Source organism: Kitasatospora sp. NPDC043950, from assembly GCF_056435345.1.
In genome coordinates this window covers 1-24,868 of record NZ_JBWKER010000010.1, presented here as the reverse complement: position 1 = coordinate 24,868, position 24,868 = coordinate 1, and the positions used below count along the sequence as shown (strand labels likewise).

Genomic DNA, 24,868 nt, shown 5'->3' with positions numbered 1-24,868 from the left:
CATCGGCGGCGATGCGCGATCGCCACTGCCCGCCGTGGGCAGTGGGGCTCGGACAAGGTGCGCGTCAGACCTCGCCGAACTCGCCGGTCCGGATCGTGGCGATGAACGATGACCAGGTGTCGGCGGGGAAGACGAGGGCAGGACCCTCGGGGTCCTTGGAGTCGCGGACGGGAGCGAGGTTGGGGACGTCGGTGGCGACCTCCACGCAGTTGCCACCGTTGTTGGAGTACGAGGATGTGATCCAGGAAGCGCCGGACAGGTCTACGCGGTCGGTCATGACTGGAATTCCCTTCGGGCCCGATGATGAACTGTCAGGTGTCATAGGGCTACCCCGGAAGTCAGGCAGGCAGATGCTGGTGATCGCGCCGACCTGATCGGCGCTCAGCCCGCGTCGACTTCCGCCCTCCACATGGTGCGGAGTTGCGCCTCGACGTCGCCGGCCTGGCGGAGGCCCGCCTGGTAGGCCGGTTCCCAGGCCGCCAGGTCGCCCGTGTCCGAGCCGAAAGCGCGCACCGAGGCCGGATCGGGGCCGATGGTCACCACGGCGTCCGCCCCCACTGCCGCCAGCTGCTGGTTGAGCGGTTCCCGGGGGAACAGGTGGGCCATCGGCTCGACCACGACCAGCGTGCGGGCTCCAGCGGCGAGATCGGCGTTGGGGCCTGCGCGCAGCGCACCGTCCATGTACCGCCGGCCGTCGATGGCGACGGGCGGTGCGGCTCCGGGGAAGGCGCTGCTCGCCGCCACCGCGTGCACCAGCGGCACGCCGCTGTCGCGGTCCCACACCACGGGCTCACCGGTGGTGGCACAGACGGCGGCGATCAGCAGTCGTCGCTCCGGCCACGCGTCCGCACCGATCAGGGCGGCGCGCCCCGCGATCAGCGCCTCCTCGGCTCGGGGGTCGGTGCCGTCGAGCGCGAGGCGGCCGACGCGACGCCTCGCCTCGCCGGGTTCCAAGCCGCGGTCGCCGAGTACGGCGAACACCGCGCCCATCCGCTCGGGGTCAGGCTTGACCCGGTGAGCGGCCTGGCGAGCGGAGGAAGCGAGCCGCCCCGGGTCCTGTCCGGTGGCGAGCAGCGTTCCGACGATCGAGCCGGCTGACGTGCCGACGATCAGGTCGGCCTCGCCCAGATCCACGCCGTTGCGGCGCAATCCGTAGGCCAGTCCGGCTGTCCAGGCCGTGCCGACGTGACTTCCGGGGCCCAGGACGAGCGCTCGGTCGACGGTGTGCATGTGGTCTCCCCTCGTTATTGAAACAGTCGTACCATATAATCGCCAATGCCGTTTCAACTCCGATGCGCCGAAGGGAGATCCACCGTGGGGCGACCCGCCGACCCCGCCCGTCGCGAGCGCACGCTGGCTCGGGCGACCGACTACGTGCTGGCGCACGGCCTGGCCGGACTGAGCCTGCGACCACTGGCCGCAGCCCTCGACACCAGTCCACGGATGCTGCTCTACGACTTCGGCAGCAAGCAGGAGTTGGTCGCGGCGGTCCTCGCCGAGGCCCGTCGCCGGGGCGCGGTACGTCTGGCCGGGCACCCCGCGCCGATGAAGGGCTCCGTGCAGGAGCGGCTGCGGGGCATCTGGGTGTGGATGAGCGCGGACGAACGCGCGCCGTTCGTCCGGCTGTTCTTCGAGGTGCACGCCGATGGCCTGGTCCACCCCGAGAACTACCCCGGCCAGGCCGAGGCGATCACGGACTGGTTCGACACTCTCGGCGCCACCTTCCGGGACGTCTCCACCGGCCCTGACGACACCGTCACGCCCACGTTGGTCATGGCCGTCATCCGGGGTCTGCTGTTCGACCTCACGACCACCGGCGACCGCCGGCGCACCGACCGTGCGCTGGACCGCTTCGCTGAACTCCTCGGGCGGTGAACACGCGAGAGCGGTGAACGTGCGAGAGGCGTGACGGACGGGGCTGCGTGCGGTGACGGTGACGGTGACGGTGACGTCAGCGAGGCCGAGGAAGGCACCCGTGACGGTCCTGCCCCGCGCCGTATCCGGCAGCCGCCATGGCGATGCCGAGGACGGCCGGGACCGTGAGCGGAAGCGTCCAGTTGCCCGTGGTGTCGTGCAGGATCCCGAGGAGGAGGGGCCCGGCCGCCGCCACGAGGTAGCCGATGGACTGCGTCTTGCCGGCCGACGCGGCGGCTTCGCCGGAGCTGCCGGCGCGTTCGCTCCGGAAGGTCAGCGCGAGGACGAGGCACGCGCCGCCGCCCAGCCCGAGCAGGGTGCACGCCACGACGGACAGCGCGGGGGCGGACACCAGCACGGTGAAGCCACCGGCGGGAACGGCCGTGGCCGTTCCCGCCAGCGGGTGCGGAGGTGGGTGCGGAGGAGGAGGGCGGACCGGCTACAGCAGGTGCTGCGCCCGGAGGTCTGCCACGTACTTGGTGATCAGGTCCTGCGACAGGTGCGGGATGTCGTTCTCCTCGTTGAGGGCGGCGGCCCGGACCGCCGCGCGGAACCGGTCCGCCGGCAGGGCGGATCCGGGCAGCGGCTCCGACGGCGTGGAGAAGGCGTGCAGCAGGGGGAGCAGCGAGTGCTGCCGCTGGCGGTCGGGCAGAGCGCGCATGGAGCTCTCGAAGCGGTCGAGCCACTCGTCGTAGTCGTCGATGCGCGTCAGGGGGTGTCCGGCCGCCACCAGCCAGTCGACGAAGGTGTCGAGGGAGATTCCGTCCTCGTGCGGGTTCACGATGTTGAAGGTCCGGTACCCCTCCCGGGTGTCGTCGCCCAGCGCGGCGACGGCCTGCGCGGTGAAGTCCACGGGCAGCGCGTCGTAGTGCCCGTCGACGTCACCGGTGCCCCGGGCGTAGAAGCTGCCGGGGGCGATGCCGGTCGCCAGCAGGCTCAGCAGGAGGCGGGTGAACACGTCCGGGACGTTCAGCTGCCCCCGGTAGCGCGGGTGGGCGAGGATCAGGTTCGAGCGGAACACGGCGACCGGGAGGCCGAACGTGTCGTGCGCCTCGCGCAGCAGCACCTCGCCCGCCCACTTGCTGGCCGCGTAGCCGTTCGCGTAGCCGCTGCCGAGGTCGCGCGTCCCGCAGGCCGTGCGGATGTCCGCGTCCTCGTCGGCCGCGGCCTCGGAATCGAAGACGACGGCGACCGTCGACAGGTAGGTGAACTGTTTGGCCCTGGAGGTGACCGCGAGCCTGATCAGTTCGGCCGTGCCCAGCACGTTGGGGCCGAACAACTGGTCGTAGGGCAGGACGTGGTTGACGAGTGCCGCCGGGTGGACGATCAGGTCCACGGTGTCGGCCAGCCGCTGCCAGGTCTCCCGGTCGAGCCCGAGGTCGCTCTCCCCGACGTCGCCGGCGACCACCTCCAGGTGCTCGGCGGCCAGGCCGTGGTAGCGCCGGAGGAGCTCCGGGTCGCCGCTGTCGAAGGCCGCGTCGAGCCGCGCCCGGGCCGACTCGTCGGTGGCGCCGCGGACCACGCAGACCAGTGTGCCGCCGCGCTGCGCGACGCGCTCCAGCCATTCGAGGCACAGGAAGCGGCCCAGGTAGCCGTTGGCGCCGGTCAGCAGGACGGTCCGCGTCTCGGGCAGCGGGCCCCTCGGCCTGCCGGTCCGCGTCGGGGTCCCCGTGTCGAGGAACGCGTCCAGTGTCAGGTCGCCCGCCACGAGCCGCGTCGCGCCCGGTCCGTGGACCTGGTCGGCGGTCGGGCGCCGGTCGCCCGACGCGAGGGCGTTCTCGATGTGGTCGGCCACCCGCTGGAGCGTGTTGACCGGGTTGATGACGACGTCGACGGGGACGTCGACGCGATAGACCTCCTTGAGCAGTTGGGAGAACGACAGCGCGGAGAGGCTGTCGCCGCCGAGTTCGAGGAAGCGCGTCCCGGGGTGGACGTCGTCCTGCCGGTGTCCGAGCAGCGCGCGGGCGGCCTGGCACACGGTCTCCGGTACGGGCCGGGACGGGCCGACCTGGCGCAGTGCCCGGAGTTCGTCGCTCTCGCGCTCGGTCAGCTCGGCGTACAGGGCTTCGAGGCGCTCGCCGTAGCGCTTCGCCAGCGCGGGGCGCAGCAGCTTGCGCACGCCGGAGAGCAACCCGTTCTGCTGGCTGAACGGCTCGGTCTCGATGAGGAAGTCCCGTGGGATCTCGTACGAGTTGAGGCCCGCCTCGGTGGCGAGGCGGTGTAGGGACTCGCGCAGGAGCGACCTGAGACGCGGACCGTCCTCGGCGGCGAGGTCGAGCGCCTCCTGGGTGGGCACGATGACCGCGAGCAGGTAGGCGCGAGCGCTGTTGCCGTACACGAAGACCTGCCGGACGAGCGGACTGTCGGTGAAGAGGGCTTCCAGCCGGGAGGTGGCCACGAACTCGCCCTGCGACAGTTTGAGGACGTTGGAGCGGCGGTCGACGTAGACGAACTCGTCGGGGCCGGTGAGGGCCACGATGTCGCCCGTGCGGTAGAAGCCGTCCTCGTCGAAGACCTGGGCGGTGGCGTCCGGCTGCTGGAAGTAGCCGGGAACGAGGCGTTCCGACTTGACCAGGAGTTCGCCCCTGGGGTGCGGGGAATCGGTGCGGAAGTACCCCAGCTCGGGCACGTCCGCCAGCCGGTGGTCGGTCACCGGCGGGCGCAGCACCCGGCCGTCGAGCGAGACCAGCCCGGCTTCCGTCGACCCGTAGCCGTTGAACACCCTGATCTGCAGGCAGCTCTCCAGGAACGCCGCCAGCTCCGCGCTCATCGGGGCCGAGCCGTAGGTGGCCCACAGGAGGCGGCCGCCCAGGGTCTTCTCCCGCAGCTCCTCCTTCGCGCGGTCCGCCTGCCCGGCGGTGTCGCCCCCGACCTCGTCCGGCTCGTTCCGGCGGGCCGACTCGCTCCGGTAGCGCTGGAAGAGCATGTCGCAGATGCGGGGCACCAGGATGAACTCGGTGGGCCGGACCAGGGAGAGGTCCACGAAGAGGGTCGACAGGTCGCTCGACGCCACGAAGTGGGCGGTGCCCCCCTTGGCGAGCGTGCCGAACAGCACGCCCCGTCCCATCATGTGGCTCAGGGGCAGGTAGTTGAGCACGATGGACGGCTGCGTCCCCTGGCCGGGCACGAAGTCGATCCAGAAGTTCTTGACGAGACGCTCGGTGTACACGGCGCCCTTGGGGGTGCCAGTGCTCCCCGAGGTGTAGATCAGCGCGCTGAGCGTGTCGGCCGTCGAGCCCTCGGGGACCCGGGGGAGCGGTGGCAGGCTCCTGCCCCGCTCGATGACCGAGGCCAGCGTGTCCAGGGTGACGCCCCGGCCCTGGGTCGCCAGCCGTCCGCGCGCGGCGTCCAGCGCCTCCTGGTGGTCGGTGACCTCCGGGCGGTGGCCGAGCACGACGATCCTGCCCAGTGACGGGGCGTCCGCCGCGATCTGGAGCGCGACGTCCAGGTGCGCCACGTCCACCGCCAGCAGGCGTGGTCCGGTCTGCGCGACGACGGGGGCCAGGTGTTCCGCCGAGGCGCCGGCCTGGAGGGGGACGCTCACCGCGCCGGAGCGGACGCAGGCCAGATCCAGCACGGCGTACTCGGGGCTGGTGGAGCCGAGGACGGCGACGAAGTCGCCCGGGCCCACGGCGTGGTCGGGGTGGTGGCGCCACTCGGAGGCCACCGCGCCGACGCGTTCCCACAGTTCGCCGTAGGTGACGGTGTCGAACCGGTCCAGGAGGCGCAGGGTGGTGCGGCCGGTGTCCGGGTCGGTCACCGGCTCGGCGGCGCGCTCGCCCAGGGCGGGGCGGTCCGCGTACCCTTCCATCACCGTGGCCACGAGGTCGGCGAGCGGGAGGCCCGGCCGCCGGATCGCCTCGCTGACGGCGTCCAGGGGTGCGGCGGCACGGAACTGCGGATCCGTCGCGTACAGGTGGGCGGTGCGCTGGGCGGTGCGTGCGTCGAGGTCGTCGGCCGGGGGCGGTAAGACGGACATCGGTGTTCTCCTCTACGGCCTCGAAGGCCTGTGCAAGGGGTTGGCGGTCTTCATTTTTCGCCGAAGGCCCGTTCGGTGGAAGTGAGTTGAGCGCTCGTCGGCGTGCGGGGACTCCGTACGTGGCGGTCCTGCCCCGCACCGTATCCGGCGCCCGCCATGGCGGTGCCGAGGACAGCTACGGCTCATCGCTCCTCCGTCGCGGCTGGTGCCTGGACCCCGTGGTCGTGGGTGAGCCGGACGATCGCCGCCGCCGCGGTGCGGGCGCCGTTCTCGTCCTGGGCCTCGATCGCGTCGACGAGTCGCCGGTGCAGGTCGGCGTGCTCCTCGGCGGCGGTGGCGTCCCAGGGCAGGCCTCCCAGGGCGGAGGTGAGGGCCGTGCCGAGGTAGTCGTAGACCTCGATCAGGAGGTCGTTCCCGCTCGCCCGGACGACGGCCCGGTGGAACAGCGCGTCGACACTCATGGCCGCGGACCTGTCCTCGCCGGCGCAGGCCGCGTCGGCGTCGGTCAGCAGCTCCCTGAGCTGGTGCAGCTGGTCCTCGCTGCGCCGCAGGGCGGCGGCCCCCGAGGCGTACTCCTCGAGGACGGTGCGCAGTTCGAGGACGTTGTCCCGCCGGGCGGAACTCGCCCGCCGCACCATGACCGACTGGAGCTCGCTCGACGCGCGGACGTAGGTGCCGTCCCCGGCCCGGGGTTCCAGCAGGCCGAGGTGCACGAGCGCGCCGATCGCCTCGCGCAGCGTGCTGCGTCCGACCCCGAGCTCCTCGACGAGGACCTGCTCCGGCGGGATCCGCGTCCCCACCGGCCAGCCGCCCGCCTCGATGTGCGAGCGGAGGCTGTCCACGAGCTGCGCGGACAGGCTTGCCGTCCTGCGCGGTGTACTGATGCGGTTCATGGAGGCAGCCTATACAAACATCAGACATTTGAACATCGCATGTTTCTGGGCCTGGCCGCCCCGGTTCCAGCCGCCCGGCCCGCGATACGCCACCGGCGGGAACGGCCGTGGCCGTTCCCGCCGGTGGCAGGGGAGTCGGGCGTGCTTACGCGTCGACCTTCTCCGGCTTCTCCGGCTTCTCCGGAGCGGGCGCCTCGACCGCAGTGACCGGGGTGGCCGCGCTGGTCGGGGCGTCCAGGCCCCGCAGCAGCCGCCAGGCCATCGCGGCCGCGCCGATCAGCAGGACGGCGGCCAGCAGGCCGGCACTGTTCATGCCGTGCGTGAAGGACTCCCGGGCGCTCGCCAGCAGCGGCTCCGCGACGCCCTGCGGCAGTCCGTGCGCCGTCTCGACAGCCGCGCCCAGCGACTCGCCGGCCCGCGCCGCGGCCGCCGGGTCCGTCCCGGCCGGGACGACGAGCCCGCCGGCGTAGATCGAGCCGACCACCGAGCCGACCAGCGCGATGCCGAGTGCGGTGCCCAGCTCGTACGCGGTCTCCGAGACCGCCGAGGCCGCGCCGGCCTTGTCGGCGGGTGAGGCGCTCAGCACCAGGTCGGCGCCGAGCGTGTAGACCACGCCCTCCGCCGTCCCGACCAGCAGGAAGGAGGTGGCCAGCAACAGGTAGGTGGTGTCCTGCTGGAGCCAGCCGAGCACGCCCACGCCGAGGCCCATGGCGAGCAGGCAGCCGGTCAGCGCCGCCCGGGCGCCGGTGCGCCGCACCAGCCGGGCCGTCAGCAGACCGCCGACGACGGCGCCGACGAAGGCCGGCAGCTCGGCCAGGCCGGCCCGCAGCGGCTCGTAGCCGCGGACCAGCTGGAGGTACTGCGAGGTCACGAAGACCACCCCGGACAGGCCGATCAGGGCGATCAGCGAGGCCAGCACGGCGGCGGTGAACCGCCGGTCGCGGAACAGCCGCACGTCCAGCAGCGGGGTCTCCAGCCGCAGCTGGCGGCGGACGAAGACGGTCAGCGCGGTGACGCCCAGCACGAAGGCGACCGGGACGTCCCAGCGCGCCACGCCGTGCGCGGCGGCCTCCTTGATCGCGTAGACCGTGCCGATCACCCCGGCCATCGACAGGGCGACGCTCAGCACGTCCCAGCGGCCCGGGTTCGGGTCCTTGGACTCCGGCAGCAGCCAGGCGCCGAGCACCAGCAGCAGGAGCAGGATCGGGATGTTCAGCAGGAACACCGAACCCCACCAGAAGTGCTCCAGCAGCACCCCGCCGACCACCGGCCCGAGCGCGGCGCCGGCGGTGGCGGCCGCGCCCCAGATGCCGATCGCGGTGGCCCGCTCCCGGTCGTCCGGGAAGAGGCCGCGGATCAGCGACAGGGTCGAGGGCATGATCGTCGCGCCGGCGACGCCGAGCAGCGCGCGGGCCAGGATCAGCCAGCCGGCGCTGGGCGCGTAGGCGGCGAGCAGCGAGGCCGCGCCGAAGGCGGCCGCGCCGATCAGCAGCAGCTTCTTGCGGCCGATCCGGTCGCTGAGCGAGCCCATGCTGACCAGCAGGCCGGCCAGGACGAACGAGTAGGAGTCGCCGATCCAGAGCAGCTGGGTGCCGCTGGGCTCCAGCGTCTCGCTGATGGAGGGGATGGCGAGGGAGAGGACGGTCGCGTCGAGGGCGACCACGGTGACGGCCAGGACGAGGACGGCGAGGCCGGTCCAGCGCTGACGGGGGCTGGCAGAAACGGTACTGCTCATGCGCCCGCCTCGCTTCGCTCGGCAGGCGCTTCGCGCAATGCGCACCCGCTGATGATTCGTTCGCTTCGCTTGCTCATGGGATATCGGTTTCCGGTGTGCGGGCCGAAGGTGCTGTGGGCGGGGGAGTGGCGGCGTCCGGTCGGCGCAGCGCGCCGCCGAGGAACAGCTCGGCGAGCGAGAAGGCGGCGTCGCGCGGGGCGAGGCGGCCGTCCTGGATGGCCCAGCCGACGCCGGCCACCAGGTCGAAGAAGGCCTCGCTCAGCCAGGCGGCGCTCAGCTCGATGCGGAACGTGCCCTGCTGCTGGCCGCGCAGGAAGAGCGCGTGCAGTCGAACGATCTGGAGTTCCCAGAGGTCGTTGACGCTGTCGTCGTCGTAGAGCTGGTTCTCGCCGGCCAGGAAGGCGCAGAGCGTGGCGTCCGGGACGGCGGCGTCGACCAGGCGGCGCAGCGCGGCCTCGGCGTCGCCGTCCTCGACGGCGGCGGTGTCCAGGGCGGCGGCGAACCGGCGCAGGCCGAGCAGGCCGACCTCGCGGATCAGGGCCTCGCGCCCGGGGAAGAGCCGGTGCAGGGTGGCGCGGCTGATCCCGGCGGCGCGCGCGATCTCGTCCAGGTGGGCGGTCGGGCGGCGGGAGAGCACGCCGACGGCGGCTTCCAGGACGGTGTCGCGATCGGTGGCCATGAATCGAGTGTAGGTCATGTGAGACATGGATGTCTCAAAATTATGGTGGGGGTCTCGAATGAGGCGTTGATCGTCACAGCCGGGACAGCAAAAACCGGGAACGGCGGGTGCCGTCCCCGGTCGGGGTGCCGCTGTCGTGCGGCCGGTTCAACTCGGTCGGTTCAGCCCGGTCGGGCCGTGCGCCGCCCGGATCAGCTCTGGTTGTAGAACCCGGTCTCGTCGAGCGGGCGGTCGATCACCATGACCTCGACGTCGGCCGGGGTGAGCAGGAACACCCGGCGGGCGATCCGCTCGATGCCGCCCTGGGTGCCGAAGATCAGCCCGGAGGCGAAGTCCACCATCCGCTTGGCCTCGGCTTCGTTCATCTCGGTGAGGTCCATGACCACCGGGATGCTCGCCCGGATGTGCTCGCCCACCGTGCGGGCCGCCTCGAAACCGGTCGGCCGCAAGGAGACGATCTTCGCGGGCGCGGGGGCGGCCGGCATCGTCTCCTGATCGACCCACTCGTCCTCGTACACCGCGGCCGGGTAGTTTCCCGAGGGCATCAGCCACCCGTTGTGGTGCTCGTCGCGAAGTGCTCCCATGCCGCGCCTCCCTGCCTCGTCCCGTCCTGGTCCCCCGGGGTCGCGTGTCCTTTTTGACACGTCATCCACTCGTCGGAACTGTCCGAGTATCGCACTGTTCACCGGTCCCGTGCCCGCTCGCGGCCCCCGTACGAGTCGCGCCGCGACGGAAACCCGGGCGAACCCGGGCAACATCAGCGACGCGGCGGTGAGCCGTACGGTTGCGCGCGTAGACCATATCGGTCGTGGTCACCGAGCAATTGACCTTCTGTCAACAATGCGGAAACGATTTCACTCGCCGGTAGTGCCGTCCACCAGTTCGCGCAGAAGATCGGCGTGGCCGTTGTGCCGCGCGTACTCCTCGACCATGTGGACCAGGATCCAGCGCAGCGTCACCTCCTCGCCGCGGCGCAGCCGCTTGCCGACGGTGTCCAGCGACAGGCCGGCGCTCGCGCGGCGGGCGGTCTCGACCTCGGCGCGCCAGGTGGCGAAGTCCGCCGCGACGTCGGCGGTGTCCACGCCGTTGAAGTCGCCGTCCTCGTCGGCCTCGGTCCAGTAGTGGTTCTCGGTGTACTCGTCGCCGCGCAGGATGCTCTGGAACCAGTACTGCTCCACCTCGGCCATGTGCCGGACGAGGCCGAGCAGCGAGAGGGTGGACGGCGGGGCGGAGCGCAGCCGCAGCTGGTCGTCGGTCAGGCCCTCGCACTTGAGCGCGAGGGTGCTGCGGTGGTAGTCGAGCCAGGCGGTGAGCATGGCGGTCTCGTCGGCCGCCATCGGCGGGTCGACCCGCGGGGAGGGTTCGGTCATGCCGGTCATCCTGACGCCCGACGGCGGGTGGGCGCGAGCGAATTGTCGAGCGCCCCCCGAGTGCCTCGGAATCTCGGCCGGTCAGGGGGTCAGGCGGTCAGGCGGTCAGGCGGTCAGGCGCTCAGGCGGCCGGTGTGCGGCGCCGGGCGACCGCGGCCCGCCACAGCCCGACCACACTGCCCAGCACGAGCAGCACGATCATCCCGGCCGACACCAGGAAGGCCGCCGAGCCCGGCTCGCCCGCGCTGGCCGCCGCCGTCACGTACACCGCGGTGGTCGGCACCACGCCGATCGCGGTGGCGAACAGGAAGGGCGCGAAGCGGACCCCAGAGAAGGCCGCGCCGTAGTTGGCCGCCTGGAACGGCATGCCCGGCAGCAGCCGCAGCACCAGCACGCTGCGGAAGCCCTGCTCGGTGAAGCGCCGGTCCAGCGTGCCGAGCACCCGCCCGCGCAGGTACGGCCGCAGCGCCTCGCGCCCGAGGCCCCGGCCGAGCCCGAAGGCCATGGCCGCGCCCAGCGTGGTGCCGAGCACCGACAGCAGCACGCCCTGCTGGATGCCCAGCAGCAGCCCGGCGGCGGCGTTCAGTGCCGGCCGGGGGACGAAGGCGAGCGTGCCGACCGCGTACACGGTGGCGAACAGCGGCGCGAACCAGTACCCGGGCATCCGGTCGGCGAGGCCGCCGTTCAGCAGCGCCGTCGGGCTCCACAGCAGCAGCGACCCGGCCGCGGCGCCGAGCAGCACCACCAGCAGCGCGAACCGCCACCACGGCGAACGCGGCACGGGGCCGGACGGCGGCAGCTCGACGGCGGGCGGGGGCGTTGCGGGTGCGGGCAGGGGCGAGACGGGTGCGGGCACCGGCCGAGCCTAACCGGTGCCCGGTCGCGACCGTCGAGGGCGGTCGCGGTCAGCTGTACGGGGGCTTTTCCGGGTTGTAGTGCCAGAACTGGTTGTCGCCGCTGTGGAACTCCCACTGGATCACCGGGGTGCCGTCGGTCAGCGCGCCGCCCGAGACGTCCAGGACGAGGCCGCTGTAGCCGTTCACGATCCGGCGGGGCGTTCCGGGGTGGCTGGCCGGGGGGTCGCTCCAGCTCTGGTTGGCGCCGCCGTCGCAGGTCCACTGGTCGGCCTGGGTGCCCCAGGTGGTGCTGAAGGCCGGGATGTCCAGGCACTTGCCGCTGTTCAGGTTCACCCAGCCGCGGGCGCTCTGGGTCCACTGCTGGTTGGCGCCGCCGGTACAGGTCCAGATCCGGACCGGGGCGCCGTCGTCGGTGCGCCAGTCGGCGACCTCCAGGCACAGGTCGTTCGGGCCCGCGTACATGCCGGTGCGGATCTCGGCGGGCCCGAAGTCGGCGGCGGGGGTGGTCGTGGGGGTGGCCGCGGGGGCCGGCGGGGCGGTGAGCGCCACCGCGGCGGCGGCGAGGGCGGCCGTGGCGGCGGCGAGCCGCGCACGACGGGACAGGCGGGCCAGCCGGGAAATGCGGGACGGGTGGGACAGGCGGGACATCAGAGCGTCCTCCGGGGGGTCGCGGATGCGGAGCGGTCGGCGAGGAATCCCAGCAGACGTCGCCAGGAGTCCCGGGCCGCGTCCGAATATTCGACGGCGGAGAGCTCGAAGAAGTTGTGCGGCGCGCCCGGGTAGGTGACGAACTCGTGCGGGTTGCCGGCGGCGGTCAGGGCCGCGTCGAAGGCGTCGACGGCGGTGGGCGGGATGTGCTCGTCCGCGCCGCCCCAGAAGGCGAGGATCGGCGCGCTGAGGTCGGCCGCGAGCTGAGTGGGCCCCGGGGAGCCGTTGATCGCGTCGGGGTATCCGTAGAAGCCGACCGCGCCGGCCAGCCCGAACCAGGGCGCGGCGGCGCGGAAGGCCTGCCGGCCGCCGAAGCAGAAGCCGAGCGCGACCACCTCGGCCGGCCCGCTTGCGCGCAGCCGGGCGAGGCCGGCGGCGAGGTCGGCGTCCAGGCCTTCGGGGGTGAGGGCGAGCAGGTGGCGGAGCAGGCCGGGCAGGTCGCCGAATTCCTTCGGGCGGCTTTCCGGATCGGCTCCGGCGGTGCGGCCGTAATAGTCGACGACGAGCGCGGGGTGGCCCTGTTCGGCGAGCCGGGCGGCGGTCTGCCGGTAGAAGCCGGAAAGGCCCTTGTTGTCCGGCAGGACGAGGACGCCGACGCCGGTGGCCACCTCGGGGCGGGCCAGGAAGGCGGCGAACTCGGTGCCGTCCGCCGAGGTCAGGGTGAGCGCCGCAGCCTCGGCCAGGGGCCAGAGCGCGGGGGTGACGGCGGGCGGGGCGGCGTCGGGGTCGTAGCACACGGGGTTCACCTCACGGATCGCGAAACCGCCGGGCGCGGAATGCGCCCGGCGGTCGGCGATATTAGCGAGGAATTCCCCGGAATTCTCTAGATCATATCGCAGAGAGATCTTTTTTCGAAGTGCTTTCCGGTGACGTTGCGGTCACATTTTCGGCGCCGGATCCGGGGGAATTCCGTTCGGCCCGGCGCAGCGCCCCGGCGCTCAGCAGCAGAGCGAAGGCGAGCGCGGTGACCAGGCCGAAGGAGACGGTCAGCGAGGTCGCCTGGGCGAGGGCGCCGATGATCGCGGGCGCGACCAGGCCGGAGGTGTAGGTGACGGTGGCGACGCCCGCGATGGCCTGGCTGGGGTTGCTGCCGATCCGCCCGGCCGCCGCGAAGGCCAGCGGGACGGTGACCGCGATGCCGATGCCGATCAGGGCGAAGCCCGGGATGGCGAGCGCCGGACTGTCGGCGGCCACCACCAGCAGGCCGCCGACGGTGGCGACGGCGCCGCCGAGACGGGTGGTGCGCACGGCGCCGAGCCGGCGGACCACCGCGTCCCCGCACAGGCGGCTGACGGCCATGGTGAGCGAGAAGGCGGTGTAGGAGGCGGCCGCGACGGTGGCAGAGGCGCCGGTGACGTCCCGCAGGTAGACGCCGCTCCAGTCCATCGAGGCGCCTTCGGCGAAGACGGCGCAGAAGCCGACCAGTCCGATCACCAGCGAGCTGCGCGGCGGCAGTGCGAACCGCGGCGGCTCCTCCGCCCCCTCCGGCGCCCGCAGGTCGGGCAGGTTCCGGCAGACGGGCTGCGCGAGGACGAGCAGCACGAGCGCGGTGACGGCCAGCTGGAGCCGGGCGTCGAGGTCGAGGTGGGCGGCCAGGATGCCGAAGCCGGAGGCCAGCAGCCCGCCCGCGCTCCACATCCCGTGCAGTCCGGACATGATCGAGCGGCCGAGCCGCTGTTCGATCTCCACGCCCTGCGCGTTCATCGCGACGTCCGCCATCCCGGCCGAGGCGCCGTACGCGAGCAGCGCCACGCACAGCACCGGCAGCGAGGGGGCGAGCGCGGGCAGGGCGAGGGCCAGGCACCAGAGCGAGATCAGTCCGCGGACCGCCGCCCGCCCGCCGTAGCGGTGGACGAACCGGCCGGCCAGCGGCATCGCGAGGGAGGAGCCGATGGCGGGCATCACCAGGGCCAGGCCGAGCTGGCCGGGGGAGAGGTCGAGGCGGTCCTGGATCCACGGGATGCGGGTGACGAAACTGCCGCTGACGGCGCCGTGCACGCCGAAGACCAGGGCGATGCCGGCCCTGGCCCGGCGTGGGGAGGCCAGCGGCTCCAGTGAGTGTGCGGTCGTGCTCATCCGGCGTTCCCTCCCGGGTCGCGCAGGTGGGGCGGCGCGACGGTGCCCTGTGTGGGTGGTTGACGTGCTGGTGGGTGGTCTGACGTGCCTGAGGGTGGTCTACGTGCAGGCCGTTCGGTCCGCGCGGCGGCGACGGCCGTCCGGCGGATGGTTCGATAAAATTATCAGGAAGGGACCCTGATAGAAACACTCTGGAAGGATGAGCCGCCATGACCACCGCGCGCACGGCCACGCCGAGCACCGCCCGGGCGATCAACGACCGGCTGGCCCTCAACCTGCTCCTCGAACAGGGCCCCCTGACCGCGACCGAGCTGCGCGACCTCACCGGCCTCTCCCGGCCGACCGTCGCCGACCTGCTCGACCGCCTCCAGCGCACCGGCCTGGTCGCCGTCGTCGGCGAACGGGGCGAACAGCGGCGCGGCCCCAACGCCCGGCTCTACGCACTGGTCGCCTCCCGCGCCCACCTCGCCGCCTTCGACGTGCGCTCCGGCGGCGTCAGCCTGGTCGTCGCCGACCTCGCCGGGCGCACCCTCGCCAGCGCCGAGGTCCCGGTGCACGGCGACGGGACGCCCGACACCGCCGGGCACCTGGTGCGCACCCTGCTGGACACTGCGCGCGGCGTCGGCGTCGAACGGCTGCACACCGTCGCCGTCGGCGCCCCCGGGCTGGTCGACCCCGCCACCGGGCGCCTCAACAGCACCGGGAAGCTCCCCGCCTGGCACGCCGAACTGCTCGCCGAACTGCGCGGGCTGCCCGGCACCGAGGTGATCCTGGAGAACGAGGTCAACCTGGCCGGCCGGGCCGAGTACCGGATCGGCGCCGCCCGCGACCGCGACACCTTCGTGCTGCTCTGGCTCGGCCACGGCGTCGGCGCCGCCGTCGTCCTGGACGGCCGGCTGCGCCGGGGCTTCTCCGGCGGCACCGGCGAGATCGGCTTCCTGCCCGTCCCCGGCACCGGCGGCCTGCCCAGCGCCACCGGCTGCGACGGCGGCTTCCACAGCCTGGCCGGCAGCGCCGCCGTCTGCGAGCTCGCCCGCGCCCACGGACTGCCCGCCGGCGCGGCCGGGGACGCCCCCGCCGCCGAGGCGGCCGTCCGCGCCGCGCTGGACGCACTCGGCCCGGACGGGCCCGGCGGGCCGTTCCTGGACGAGCTGGCCGCGCGGATCGCGGTCGGCGCCGCCAGCATCTGCGTGGTCCTCGACCCGGGCTGCGTGGTGCTCGGCGGCGAGCTCGGCCGGGCCGGCGGCGCCGAACTGGCCGGCCGGGTCGAACGGCGGCTGGCCGAGCTGTCCCCGCTGCGCACCGAGGTCCGGCCCGGCACGGCGGGCGGCGGCGCGGTGCTGGCCGGGGCCGTCCTCACCGCCGGGGACGCGGTGCGCCGCGACCTCTTCGGCGAGTCCTGACCCGCCTCGCTTGGCGGCCCCGGCCGCCGGTACGGCAGGATGACGGCGACGGCCCGCCGCGCGTGCGGCGTCCCCGTTCCCGTCCCACGTTCCCCGAGTCAGTCCCCGGGGCAGTCCCCGAGTCAGTGTCAGGAGTCGCACATGGGCCAGTCCGAGGCGCCGGTCAACCCGTACCGCATCGGCGAAGCCGCGGCGCTGCTCGGGGTCAGTGCCGACACCATGCGGCGCTGGGTGGACGCGGGGCGGGTCGCGGCCGAGCGGGACGAGCACGGCCACCGGATCATCCCCGGCGTCGACCTCGCCGCCTTCGCCCGTGAGCTGGCCCGCCCGGAGAACGCCGAGGCCGAGGGCCGTCCGTCCTCGGCCCGCAACCGCTTCCCCGGGATCGTCACCCACGTGGTGCTCGGCGACGTCGCGGCCCAGGTGGAGGTCCAGGCAGGGCCCTTCCGGGTGGTGTCGCTGATCAGCCGGGAGTCGGCGGAGGAGCTGAACCTCGTCCCCGGCGCCCCCGCCACCGCGGTCATCAAGTCCACCAATGTGATGATCGAGCGGCGTTAGGTCCGGCCTGACCCGCACGGCACGCCCCACGGCACGCTCCACCGGGTGCCGCGCGCCGACGGCGCGTCGAGCCCCGCCCGAACCGGTTCCGAACGAGAGGCCCCGCCCGGGATGTCCCACCCGCATCTGCCGACCACCCAGAGCGCCGTCCGCGCGGTCGGGGAACCGGCCACCGACCGCCGCCGGGTGCTCGCCGTCGCGCACCGCGGCGACCCGTACCGCCACCGCGAGAACACCCTGCCCTCCGTCGAGTCAGCGCTCGCCGCCGGTGCCGACGCCGTCGAGGTGGACGTCCAGCTCACCCGCGACCGGGTGCCCGTCCTGCTGCACGACCGCACCCTGGAGCGCCTCTGGGGCGACCCGCGGTCGATCGGCCGGGTCACCACCGCGCAGCTCGACGAACTGCGCCGGGGGCCGCTCGCCGTCCCGACCCTCGCCGAGACGATCAAGGTCGTCGCTGCCGCCGGAGGCCCCCGGCTGCTCATCGACCTCGACGACCCCGGCCCCGTCGCCGCCACCTGGTCCGTCGTCAGCGACCTCGACGCCGAGGGGCTGGTCTCCTTCTGCGGCCCCGCCACCGCCATGCTCGCCGTCCGCGCGCTGGCGCCCGGCGCCGAGATCGCCCTCACCTGGAAGGAGCCCCGGCTGCCCGTCCGCGCCCTGCTCGACGACCTGCGCCCGCGCTACCTCAACCCGCCGTTCGGCCTGGTCACCCCCGAGTTCACCGCCGCCGCCGCGGACGCCGGGCTCGCCGTCTCCACCTGGACCGCCGACCTGCGCCGCACCATGCGCCGGCTGCGCGACAGCGGGGTCGCCTCCATCACCAGCAACCGGATCGGCGTGCTGCGCGCCGTCCTGGACGGCCGCCGCTGAGCGTGCCGACCGGCTGGACGGGGGCGACCGCTCCGGGTGGACGGGGCGGCCGCTTCGAGGCGAACTGAGGTCCGGCACTCGAATGTGTCCGCCAGGGCGCTTCGTCCGATGAGGTGAGCTCCACCGGCTGCTCTGTACGCGACGGACGGGGGCGGATTGAATCGGCTCCACCCTTGATCGGCCGGACGGCGGCGTGGCGGGTTCGCCGGGCAGCCCGGCGGCACGGGCACGCTGACGGATCGTCCGCCGGGACGGGGCGATTCGGACTCGTCGACGAGCCAGGCGGAGGTGGCCGTGCCCGAGGAGCACCCGGCCGGGGAGGGCCCGGCGGTGGAACCCCGGTTCGTGGGCGGGGCCGCGCCGGACCCCCGCAGGCCGTACCTGATGCTGCCGCCGGTGGTCCGGCAGGCGGCCGCCTGGTCGGCGGCGGTGATCCTGCTGCTCGCCCTCGCCTCGCTGCTGGTCTTCGCGCTGGTCGAGCTGCGGGCCGCGACCGTGCCGGTGGTGCTGGCGCTGCTGGGGGCCTCGCTGCTCTACCCGGCGGTGCCGTGGATGGTCCGGCGGGGCGTGAGTCGGGGGCTGGCCGCCGGGCTCACCTGCGTGCTGCTGGTCGCGGCCGTCTGCGGGGTGATCGCGCTGCTGGTCAACGCGCTGGTGCACAGCGCCCCGCAGATCGCCGAGTCCCTCCAGCAGGCGGGCAACCAGCTCGCCGCGTGGCTCGGCCCGACCGGGGAGAAGATCCGGCACGCGCTGGACAACGCCAAGGGGGAGACCAACTCGCTGGTCTCGACCGTCACCAACGGCGTGCTGTCCGGGCTGGGCCTGGCCACCCAGCTGATCGCCGGCGGCGTGCTGGCGCTCGCCCTGGTGTTCTTCTTCCTCCGCGACGGCCACCGCACCGGCGACACGATCCGCTCCTACCTGCCCGAGCGCAGCGCCGAGACCGTGATCGCCTGCGCCGAGCGGGCCTTCGACGCGATGGCCGGCTTCATGCGCGGCACCTCGCTGATCGCGCTGATCGACGCGACCTTCATCACCATCGGCCTGGTGGCGCTCGGCGTGCCCGGCGCGCCGGGGCTGGGCGCGCTGGTGTTCATGGGCGCCTACATCCCGTTCGTCGGGGCCTTCCTGTCCGGGGCGGTGTCCGTGCTGGTCGCGCTCGCCGACGGCGGGATCGGGACGGCGCTGTGGGCGCTCGGCGTGGTGATGGCGGTCCAGCTGTTCGAGGGCAACGTCCTCCAACCCCTCATCCAGAGCCGGACGGTGGAGCTGCACCCGGCCACCATCATGGTCGCGGTGGTGGCCGGCTCCGGGATCGCCGGCATCCTCGGGGCCCTGCTCGCCGTCCCGGTGTGCGCCGCCGGCGTGGGCATCGTCTCCGTCCTGCGCGGCGTCCCCGCCCCGCGGGCCGCCCGCCGCGCGGGGAACGGGGTGTAACCCGGTTGCCGGGGGAGGGGAGGGCGTGCGAGGATCGCTAATGCGACGGAAGTCGCAATAGCGAGGACGGGGGTTCGCATGGCACGGATCGCGGAGCTGATCGAGGTCGCCGAGGAGGGGGCCGGACCGTACGGGGTTGCCGTGGGGCCGGACGGGGGCGTGTGGTTCACGCTGGTGCACGCCGGGGAGATCGGACGGCTGGCGGCGGACGGCACGGTCGAGCGGTACGGCCTCGGGGCGCCGGAGTGCGGGCCCGCGGTGCTCACCGTCGGCCCGGACGGCGCGCTCTGGTTCACCCGGATGCGCGACCACCGGATCGGGCGGATCGACACCGACGGGAAGGCGTGCTCCTTCGCCGTCCCGACGGCGGGCGCCGGGCCGTACGGGATCGCGGCGGGGCCCGACGGGGCGCTCTGGTTCACCGAGCTGAACGCCGACCGGATCGGGCGGATCACCGTCGAGGGCGAGGTGACGGAGTACCCGCTGCCGCGGGCCGGGGCCTTCCCGTCGCTCATCACGGCCGGCCCGGACGGCGCGCTCTGGTGCACGCTCAACCAGGCGGACGCCGTCGCCCGGATCACCGTCGGGGGCGAGGTGGCCGTCCACCCGCTGCCGACCGGGGGCACCGCCCCGGTCGGGATCACCGCCGGGGCGGACGGCGCGCTCTGGTACGTCGGCATCGGCGGCGGGCTGGTCGGCCGGATCACCGTGGACGGCGAGGTCACCGAGTACCCGCTGGCCGACCGGGCGGCCCGGCCGCACGCGATCACCTGCGGCCCGGACGGCCGGCTCTGGTTCACCGAGTGGGGCGCCGGCCGGATCGGGGTGCTCGGCCCGGACGGGCTGCTCGACGGCTACCAACTGCCCGGCCCGGCCGCCGAGCCGCACGGCATCGCCGTCGGCCCGGACGGCGCGGTGTACGCGGCGCTGGAGCGTGGATCGATCGCGAGGTTGGCGCCGCGTCAGGGCTGACGGCGCAGCAGCTCCTCCAGGTCGGCCAGCAGGTCGAGGGCGGCGGCGCGGTCGGGCACCGCCGCCGGGGCCGGGGAACGCTCGGCGATGACCCGCAGGGCGGCGGCGGCCTGGCGGGCGAACAGGGCGAGCAGGTCCAGCTCGGGCAGGCTGGACCGGGCCTGCGGGGCCGGGTCCAGTACCTCCAGGACGCCCAGCACCCGGCTGCCGTGCGTCAGCGGCGCCGCCATCAGCGCGTTCGGGACGTACGCGGTGGACTCGGCGAAGGCCCGGTCGAAAGTGCGGTTCGCACCCAGGTCGTCGACCACCATCGGCTCGCCCGAGGCGGCGACCCAGCCCGCGATGCCGCTGCCCGCCGGGAAGCGGCGGCCCACCAGGGACTCCTCGCCGCGCCCCGAGACGGCCTGGAACACCAGTTCCCCGGCCGCCTCGTCGAGCAGGCAGACCGAGCCGGCCTCGGCGCCGAAGATCGCTCGGGCCACGTCCACCACGGACTGCAGCAGCTCGCGGGCCAGCGGGTCGACGGCGGGATCAGTGCTGAGGGTCATCGGGCGCCTCCGTGATGGGGGTGGACGGGGTGGGCTCGGTCGTCGAACTCCCGCCTGGGGGACGGTGAGGACCGGCACCGGGGCCGACCTGGACGTTGGCTGCGGTGAGGTAGAGCGCGCTCTTCAGCTGGAAGGTCGTCAGCCTCGGGTGGCCGGACAGGATGCGGGCGCACAGCCCGGCGACGTACGGGGTGGCGAAGCTGTTGCCGGTGGTGCGGATGGTGGAGCCGCCGAGCCAGGGGACCCGGACGTTCTGGCCGGGGGCGAAGAACTCGACCGGCGGCGCCGGGTTGTACAGGTGCAGGGCCGGGTCGTCCTCCTGGTGGCTGCCGACCGAGATGACCGAGGAGAACCGCCAGGGGTAGCTCTCCACCGGGGTGTTGTGGGCGGAGGCGACGATCGCGGTGCGGGCGAAGAAGGCGTCGTCGGCGATCGCGTGCAGCTCCTCCAGGAAGCGGGTCCGGGTGGTGGAGAGGCTGAGGTTGACGACGTCGAAGCCCTGCTCGACGGCCCAGCGCAGCCCGGTGATCAGCATGTCGCCGGTGCCGGTGAAGCGTTCGCCGAGCACCCGGACGCTGTACAGCTCGCAGTCCGGGGCGGTACGGCGGATGATGCCCGCGCAGGCGGTGCCGTGGCCGCAGGTGTCGCCGGTGCGGTCGGGGCGGACCACCAGCTCCCGGGTCGTCGGGTCCTTGACGACCACCCAGGAGCCGTTCAGCGGGCCGACCAGCGGGTGGTCCGGCTCGATGCCGGAGTCCACGACGCACACCCGCACGCCCTTGCCGGTGCCCCCGCCGCCGGTGCCCCCGCCGTCGAGGGCGCCGTCGGGGCCGGCGCTGCCGTGGGCGGTGGTGTCGTGGGCGGTGGTGTCGGCGAGCACCGGCAGGTCCGCGGCGGTCCGGCCGCGCAGGCTCCAGGTGAGGCCGGCCGGGCCGCTCACCGGGCGCCCCCGAGCCGCTCGGCCCGGCGCACGCCCGGCAGGTGGCCCTTGGCGGCGAAGCGGTCCCGGGCGGTGCCGGCCGCCACGGCGGCCTCGGCCCGCCGGTCGAGCAGCAGCAGCGCATGGGCGCGGTCCAGCGCGGTGAGCGCCTGGAGCAGCAGCGACTCGGTGGCCTCGGCGGCCTGTGCGGCGGCCGCGGTCAGCTCCAGCGCCGGGTCGGCCTCGCCCCGGGAGGCGGCGAGCCGGCCGCGCAGCGCGTCCAGCTCGATCGCCAGCACCGGCGGCAGCGCGGCCGTGGCGTCGACGCCGTCCAGGTGGCGGGCGGCCGGCCCCGGGCGGTCGGCGTCCAGCAGGGCGCGGGCGGTGGTGAGGGCGAGCCGGGGCAGCGGGGCGGAGTTGCCCAGCCGACGGGCGACCTCGGCGGCGTCGGCGAGCAGGTCCAGCGCCTGCGCGGTCTGGCCGGTGGCCGCCGCGGCCTGGGCGGTCAGGGCCGGCAGCGAGATCATCGCGTCGGCCAGCGACAGCTCGCCCGCCAGGCCGTTGGCCTCGGCCAGCAGCAGTTCGGCCTCGCCGGGCCGGTCGCGCAGGGCGAGCAGGACGGCCAGCGGGCCGTTGAGCGCGACCCGCACCGTCCGGTGGCCGGCGCCGTGCCCGGCCAGCAGGGCCCGCAGCCGGAAGACGGCGTTCGGGACGGGCTCGGGGCCCGCCAGCAGCGAGGCGGCCAGCGCGGCCAGCACGGCGGCCCGGTCCAGCTCGGCGTCGGTGCGGGCGGCGTGGTCGAGGGCGTCGTCCAGCAGCCGTTCCGCCTCGGTGTGCCGGCCCGCCAGCAGGTGCTCCTCGGCCAGGCGCAGCCCGGCCCGGGCCTGGCCGAGGTCGTCCCGCAGGTCGATGAAGAGCGGGAGGACGGCGCGGGCGGTGGCGGCAGGTTGCTCCGGGCCGGGCGGTAGACCGCGCGCGGCCAGCGCGAGCCGGGCGTGCGCGGCGTCCAGCGGATCGGCGGCCGAGTCGCGGACCTGCGCCAGGACGGGCAGGGCCTCGTCGGCCCGGCCGAGCGCCAGCCGGGCCTCGCCGAGGCGGCGCAGCGCCGGGCCGGCGGTGCGCTCGTTCGGGTAGTGCAGCCGGACGGCGCGCTCCAGCAGGTCGGTGGCGGCGGGCAGGTCGGCGTGGGCGAGCGCCTGGGCGCCGGCCACGCCGAGGGCGGCGGCCGCGCGGGTGCGCAGGGCGTCCGTCCGGGCGTCCAGCAGGCCGAGTTCGAGCCGGTAGCGGTGGGCGCGCTCCAGGTGGCCGCCGACGGCGGCGTCCCCGGCGGCGCGGACGGCCGGCAGGTCGGCGGCGCGTTCGTGGCGCTCGGCGCGGGCCCGCTTGGACATCGACTGGTAGACCGACTCCTGGACCAGGCCGCTGCTGAACCGGAAGCTGGTGCCGGCCGGTTCGACCAGGCGGCGCTCGGTCAGCCGGGCCAGCGCGGCGTGCAGCCGAGGCGGGGTGTCGTCGCCCGCGGGCAGGCCGGGGAGGCCGTCGAACGGGCCGGTGAAGACGTCGTCCTCCGGGTCGGCGAAGGCGTCGTGGTCGGCGCCGCCGTGGGCGAGCTGGGCGAGTTCGGCGGCGGAGAAGGCACGGCCGAGCACGGCGGCCAGGTCCAGGGTGGTGCGCTCGTCGCGCTCCAGGTCGTCGATCCGCGCGCTGAGCAGCGCCCGGCCCGTGGGCGGGAGTTCGTCGGCGAGCGCGGGGCCGTCCGCCTCGGTGAGGGCGGCCAGCAGCTCCTCCAGGTGCAGCGGGTTGCCCTCGGCGCGCTCCAGCAGCCGGGTCGGCACCGCGTCCTGGTGGGCACTCAGCTCCGTCAACTGAGCGGCCAGAAGCGCCGATTCGTCCCAGGACAGGCCGCCGACCGGCAGCCCCGGCAGCTCCGGGCGGGAGGCCGGCAGCTCCGGCCGGGCCAGGCACAGCAGCAGCACCGGGGCCTGGCCGAGGGCGGCGACCAGCCGCTCGACGGCGTCCAGCAGCACCGGGCCGGCCCACTGGCAGTCGTCCAGGACCAGCACGGCCGGGCGCTCGACGGTCCGCCCGCGCAGGATCGCGGCCAGCCGGTCCAGGGACTGTTCGGCGCTCACCCCGGGCGCGGTGGCCTGCGCCAGCCGGTCCAGCGCCTCGGCGGGCGCGGGCGTCCCCGGGCCGCCGAGCAGGGCCCCGACGGCCTCCGCGAGCGGGGTCAGGACGCCCTGCTCGCCGTAGCTGCGGCAGCGGCCGGTGCCGCAGCGCGCGGTGTGCCGGCCCGTCCGCTCCTGCCACTCGCGCACCAGCCGGGTCTTGCCGATCCCGGCCTCGCCGACGACCAGCAGCAGTTCGGCGCCCTGACCGCCGGCCACCCGGGCCAGTGCGGCGTCCAGCTGGGCGAGTTCGCGCTCCCGCCCGACCAGCGGGACGTCGAAGCGGCGCAGCAGCTCGGGGTCGTCCTCGTCCAGCCCGACCAGGCGGTACGCGGTGACGGGCTCGGCCTTGCCCTTGAGCCGCAGCGGGCCGACCTCGTGCACCTGGGCGGCCGGCCCCGCCGCGCGCAGGGTCTGCGGGCCGATCAGCACCTGGCCGGGGGCGGCCTGGGTCTGGAGCCGGGCGGCGATGTTCACGGTCTCGCCGGAGATCAGGGCCTGGCGCGCGGAGGCGTCCGAACCCGCCACCACCTGGCCGGTGTTGACACCGATCCGGACGTCCAGGCGGACCCCGAGGGTGGCGTCCAGCTCGGTGTTGAGGTCCTCCAGGTCCTCCAGCATGGCGAGCGCGGCGGCCAGCGCCCGGTGGGCGTCGTCCTCGCGGATCACCGGGACGCCGAACACCGCCATCACCGCGTCCCCGATGAACTTCTCCAAGGTGCCGCCGTGCGCCTCGATCTGACGGTGCATCCGTTCGAAGTAGCGCAGGATCACCTCGCGCAGCGTCTCCGGGTCGAGCGTGCCGGACAGGGCGGTGGAGTCGACCAGGTCGCAGAAGACCACCGTCACCAGCTTGCGCTCCTCGGCGGCCAGGTCGAGGGCGGCGGCCCGGGGGGTGCCGCAGGCGGGGCAGAACTGGTCGTTCGTGCTGGCGAGTTGGGCGCAGAGCGGGCAGGGCATGGTGGCAGTCCTTCGCTAGTCCTTCGCGGTGCGGGGAGTGCATCGGGGTGTGCGTGGAGTCGGGGGAGTGCGTGGGGGCGGGGGAGCGCGTGGGGTCGGGGGAGTGCATGAGGCTGGAGAGTGCGCGGGGTCGGGGTGCGCATGGAGCCGGGGTGGGCGTGGTCGGAGCCGGGCGTGCGGGCGTGCCGGGCCAGGCTCCCCGGCCCGGCTTCGGGCCCGGTTCGCGGCCGCCTTGCCGGCGGTATGGCCGCAGCCCGGAGCGGGTGCGCAGCGCCGCCGGGCGGGCTCGGCGGGCCGGGAGGCGCCGCCGCCGGCGCCCCGACCTGCGGCCATACCGGTGCCGTACCGGTTCGCAGGCCGTGCGAAGCCCCGCCTGCCTACCGTCTTCACCACGGCGGGCCACCACCCGTCGAACCCCCACCGATCAACCCAGTGAAGGGAGTTCAGCCATGGCCGAGAACATCGACCCGATCGTCGGCGAGGACAGCGAGGAGGCCCCCGAGGTCGAGGCGCACGCCGCCAACGTCCTGGACCTCCAGGCGATGAAGGTCCTTCAGGAGGCCTCCGACGGCAGCTGCTTCAGCCTGATCAGCTACGTCAGCTCCGCCGAGACCTCCGCCTGACCGGCGGCAGGTCAGCGGTGTCCGGCGCGGGGGCGGGCGCACCACCGCCCCCGGCCGCCGGGCAGTGATTGGCTTCCGGGGCGGTCCCGGCGGGGTGGGACCCCCCCCGACCAAGCCCCCCCCCCCCCCCGGAAGGCGGGACGGGAGGGGTGCGTCTTGGCGCTTTCCGACGAGGAGTCCTGGTAGACGATGTCTG

23 protein-coding genes are annotated in these 24,868 nt (G+C 74.4%); 7 read left to right on the top strand and 16 right to left on the bottom strand.

Annotated features, from left to right (window positions below; translation table 11 throughout):
• Nucleotides 1-64: 64 nt before the first annotated feature.
• Together AC07BF_RS09185 and AC07BF_RS09180 are read right to left on the bottom strand one after the other, a co-directional pair.
• Nucleotides 65-277, bottom strand: coding sequence for a DUF397 domain-containing protein (locus tag AC07BF_RS09185; protein WP_363584659.1), 213 nt, complete (start codon nucleotides 275-277; stop codon nucleotides 65-67).
• 104 nt (nucleotides 278-381) lie between these two features.
• Nucleotides 382-1,230, bottom strand: coding sequence for a patatin-like phospholipase family protein (locus AC07BF_RS09180; RefSeq protein WP_363629782.1), 849 nt, complete (start codon nucleotides 1,228-1,230; stop codon nucleotides 382-384).
• An 84-nt stretch (nucleotides 1,231-1,314) separates the two neighbouring features.
• On the opposite strand from AC07BF_RS09180, the gene AC07BF_RS09175 reads away from it, so the two are divergent.
• The gene (locus tag AC07BF_RS09175; protein WP_363629784.1) at nucleotides 1,315-1,875 is read left to right on the top strand and encodes a TetR/AcrR family transcriptional regulator; all 561 of its coding nucleotides are present in this window, start codon (nucleotides 1,315-1,317) and stop codon (nucleotides 1,873-1,875) included.
• Between the two features lie 76 nt (nucleotides 1,876-1,951).
• Here the strand turns inward: AC07BF_RS09175 and AC07BF_RS09170 are convergent, their stop codons facing one another.
• From AC07BF_RS09170 to AC07BF_RS09120, 11 genes are all read right to left on the bottom strand, one after another.
• Nucleotides 1,952-2,272: an MFS transporter gene (locus AC07BF_RS09170; RefSeq protein WP_363629786.1), complete on the bottom strand. Its 321-nt coding sequence runs from the start codon at nucleotides 2,270-2,272 to the stop codon at nucleotides 1,952-1,954.
• An 81-nt stretch (nucleotides 2,273-2,353) separates the two neighbouring features.
• Nucleotides 2,354-5,893, bottom strand: coding sequence for a carboxylic acid reductase (gene car / locus AC07BF_RS09165; protein WP_363629787.1), 3,540 nt, complete (start codon nucleotides 5,891-5,893; stop codon nucleotides 2,354-2,356).
• Nucleotides 5,894-6,075: 182 nt separating this feature from the next.
• Complete coding sequence (locus tag AC07BF_RS09160) at nucleotides 6,076-6,786, bottom strand: FadR/GntR family transcriptional regulator (RefSeq protein ID WP_363584669.1); 711 nt, start codon at nucleotides 6,784-6,786, stop codon at nucleotides 6,076-6,078.
• A gap of 145 nt (nucleotides 6,787-6,931) precedes the next feature.
• Nucleotides 6,932-8,521 carry an MFS transporter gene (locus tag AC07BF_RS09155; RefSeq protein ID WP_363584671.1) on the bottom strand — a complete coding sequence of 530 codons (1,590 nt, stop codon included), beginning with the start codon at nucleotides 8,519-8,521 and terminating at the stop codon, nucleotides 6,932-6,934.
• Nucleotides 8,522-8,594: 73 nt separating this feature from the next.
• On the bottom strand, nucleotides 8,595-9,200 hold the full coding sequence (locus AC07BF_RS09150; protein WP_363584673.1) for a TetR/AcrR family transcriptional regulator: 606 nt from the start codon (nucleotides 9,198-9,200) through the stop codon (nucleotides 8,595-8,597).
• A gap of 191 nt (nucleotides 9,201-9,391) precedes the next feature.
• Nucleotides 9,392-9,784, bottom strand: coding sequence for a cell division protein SepF (locus AC07BF_RS09145; RefSeq protein WP_363584675.1), 393 nt, complete (start codon nucleotides 9,782-9,784; stop codon nucleotides 9,392-9,394).
• A 270-nt stretch (nucleotides 9,785-10,054) separates the two neighbouring features.
• Nucleotides 10,055-10,570, bottom strand: coding sequence for a DinB family protein (locus tag AC07BF_RS09140; protein ID WP_363584677.1), 516 nt, complete (start codon nucleotides 10,568-10,570; stop codon nucleotides 10,055-10,057).
• Between the two features lie 121 nt (nucleotides 10,571-10,691).
• Entirely contained in the window at nucleotides 10,692-11,426 is a 735-nt protein-coding gene (locus AC07BF_RS09135; protein WP_363629789.1) for a TVP38/TMEM64 family protein, read from the bottom strand.
• A gap of 49 nt (nucleotides 11,427-11,475) precedes the next feature.
• Entirely contained in the window at nucleotides 11,476-12,075 is a 600-nt protein-coding gene (locus AC07BF_RS09130; RefSeq protein WP_363629791.1) for an RICIN domain-containing protein, read from the bottom strand.
• Nucleotides 12,075-12,872, bottom strand: coding sequence for a dienelactone hydrolase family protein (locus tag AC07BF_RS09125; RefSeq protein ID WP_363629793.1), 798 nt, complete (start codon nucleotides 12,870-12,872; stop codon nucleotides 12,075-12,077). The genes AC07BF_RS09130 and AC07BF_RS09125 overlap by 1 nt, the downstream gene beginning before the upstream one ends.
• Before the next feature lie 91 nt (nucleotides 12,873-12,963).
• Nucleotides 12,964-14,211, bottom strand: coding sequence for an MFS transporter (locus tag AC07BF_RS09120; protein ID WP_363584685.1), 1,248 nt, complete (start codon nucleotides 14,209-14,211; stop codon nucleotides 12,964-12,966).
• A gap of 209 nt (nucleotides 14,212-14,420) precedes the next feature.
• Between AC07BF_RS09120 and AC07BF_RS09115 the strand changes: the two genes are divergently transcribed.
• The 5 genes from AC07BF_RS09115 (at nucleotide 14,421) to AC07BF_RS09095 (ending at nucleotide 19,454) form a co-directional block, all read left to right on the top strand.
• Complete coding sequence (locus tag AC07BF_RS09115) at nucleotides 14,421-15,614, top strand: ROK family transcriptional regulator (RefSeq protein ID WP_363629795.1); 1,194 nt, start codon at nucleotides 14,421-14,423, stop codon at nucleotides 15,612-15,614.
• 141 nt (nucleotides 15,615-15,755) lie between these two features.
• Entirely contained in the window at nucleotides 15,756-16,172 is a 417-nt protein-coding gene (locus tag AC07BF_RS09110) for a TOBE domain-containing protein (protein ID WP_208869038.1), read from the top strand.
• A 111-nt stretch (nucleotides 16,173-16,283) separates the two neighbouring features.
• On the top strand, nucleotides 16,284-17,045 hold the full coding sequence (locus AC07BF_RS09105; protein ID WP_363629797.1) for a glycerophosphodiester phosphodiesterase: 762 nt from the start codon (nucleotides 16,284-16,286) through the stop codon (nucleotides 17,043-17,045).
• 294 nt (nucleotides 17,046-17,339) lie between these two features.
• Nucleotides 17,340-18,482 (top strand): AI-2E family transporter, encoded by a 1,143-nt coding sequence (locus AC07BF_RS09100; protein ID WP_363621687.1) that lies wholly within the window; start codon nucleotides 17,340-17,342, stop codon nucleotides 18,480-18,482.
• Between the two features lie 78 nt (nucleotides 18,483-18,560).
• Nucleotides 18,561-19,454 carry a Vgb family protein gene (locus tag AC07BF_RS09095; protein WP_400802793.1) on the top strand — a complete coding sequence of 298 codons (894 nt, stop codon included), beginning with the start codon at nucleotides 18,561-18,563 and terminating at the stop codon, nucleotides 19,452-19,454.
• Here AC07BF_RS09095 and AC07BF_RS09090 read toward each other — a convergent pair.
• Genes AC07BF_RS09090 through AC07BF_RS09080 form a run of 3 tightly spaced genes read right to left on the bottom strand, consistent with a single transcriptional unit; the run spans nucleotide 19,445 to nucleotide 24,049 of the window.
• Nucleotides 19,445-20,002, bottom strand: coding sequence for a GAF domain-containing protein (locus AC07BF_RS09090; RefSeq protein WP_350879761.1), 558 nt, complete (start codon nucleotides 20,000-20,002; stop codon nucleotides 19,445-19,447). The two genes, AC07BF_RS09095 and AC07BF_RS09090, sit on opposite strands and share 10 nt — an antisense overlap.
• On the bottom strand, nucleotides 19,986-20,942 hold the full coding sequence (locus tag AC07BF_RS09085; RefSeq protein WP_400802789.1) for a S8 family peptidase: 957 nt from the start codon (nucleotides 20,940-20,942) through the stop codon (nucleotides 19,986-19,988). The genes AC07BF_RS09090 and AC07BF_RS09085 overlap by 17 nt, the downstream gene beginning before the upstream one ends.
• On the bottom strand, nucleotides 20,939-24,049 hold the full coding sequence (locus AC07BF_RS09080) for an adenylate/guanylate cyclase domain-containing protein (RefSeq protein ID WP_478318326.1): 3,111 nt from the start codon (nucleotides 24,047-24,049) through the stop codon (nucleotides 20,939-20,941). The genes AC07BF_RS09085 and AC07BF_RS09080 overlap by 4 nt, the downstream gene beginning before the upstream one ends.
• Nucleotides 24,050-24,498: 449 nt before the next feature.
• On the opposite strand from AC07BF_RS09080, the gene AC07BF_RS09075 reads away from it, so the two are divergent.
• A complete protein-coding gene (locus AC07BF_RS09075; RefSeq protein WP_363584699.1) occupies nucleotides 24,499-24,672 on the top strand; it encodes a hypothetical protein in 174 nt (57 codons plus the stop codon).
• Nucleotides 24,673-24,868 lie beyond the last annotated feature (196 nt).

Coding starts and splice junctions, on each gene's coding strand:
- AC07BF_RS09110 (WP_208869038.1), top strand. CDS start 15,756: ATGGGCCAGTCCGAGGCGCCGGTCAACCCGTACCGCATCGGCGAAGCC.
- AC07BF_RS09075 (WP_363584699.1), top strand. CDS start 24,499: ATGGCCGAGAACATCGACCCGATCGTCGGCGAGGACAGCGAGGAGGCC.
- AC07BF_RS09095 (WP_400802793.1), top strand. CDS start 18,561: ATGGCACGGATCGCGGAGCTGATCGAGGTCGCCGAGGAGGGGGCCGGA.
- AC07BF_RS09120 (WP_363584685.1), bottom strand. CDS start 14,211: ATGAGCACGACCGCACACTCACTGGAGCCGCTGGCCTCCCCACGCCGG.
- AC07BF_RS09180 (WP_363629782.1), bottom strand. CDS start 1,230: ATGCACACCGTCGACCGAGCGCTCGTCCTGGGCCCCGGAAGTCACGTC.
- AC07BF_RS09150 (WP_363584673.1), bottom strand. CDS start 9,200: ATGGCCACCGATCGCGACACCGTCCTGGAAGCCGCCGTCGGCGTGCTC.
- AC07BF_RS09160 (WP_363584669.1), bottom strand. CDS start 6,786: ATGAACCGCATCAGTACACCGCGCAGGACGGCAAGCCTGTCCGCGCAG.
- car (WP_363629787.1), bottom strand. CDS start 5,893: ATGTCCGTCTTACCGCCCCCGGCCGACGACCTCGACGCACGCACCGCC.
- AC07BF_RS09080 (WP_478318326.1), bottom strand. CDS start 24,049: ATGCCCTGCCCGCTCTGCGCCCAACTCGCCAGCACGAACGACCAGTTC.
- AC07BF_RS09155 (WP_363584671.1), bottom strand. CDS start 8,521: ATGAGCAGTACCGTTTCTGCCAGCCCCCGTCAGCGCTGGACCGGCCTC.
- AC07BF_RS09105 (WP_363629797.1), top strand. CDS start 16,284: ATGTCCCACCCGCATCTGCCGACCACCCAGAGCGCCGTCCGCGCGGTC.
- AC07BF_RS09185 (WP_363584659.1), bottom strand. CDS start 277: ATGACCGACCGCGTAGACCTGTCCGGCGCTTCCTGGATCACATCCTCG.
- AC07BF_RS09090 (WP_350879761.1), bottom strand. CDS start 20,002: ATGACCCTCAGCACTGATCCCGCCGTCGACCCGCTGGCCCGCGAGCTG.
- AC07BF_RS09130 (WP_363629791.1), bottom strand. CDS start 12,075: ATGTCCCGCCTGTCCCACCCGTCCCGCATTTCCCGGCTGGCCCGCCTG.
- AC07BF_RS09145 (WP_363584675.1), bottom strand. CDS start 9,784: ATGGGAGCACTTCGCGACGAGCACCACAACGGGTGGCTGATGCCCTCG.
- AC07BF_RS09115 (WP_363629795.1), top strand. CDS start 14,421: ATGACCACCGCGCGCACGGCCACGCCGAGCACCGCCCGGGCGATCAAC.
- AC07BF_RS09140 (WP_363584677.1), bottom strand. CDS start 10,570: ATGACCGAACCCTCCCCGCGGGTCGACCCGCCGATGGCGGCCGACGAG.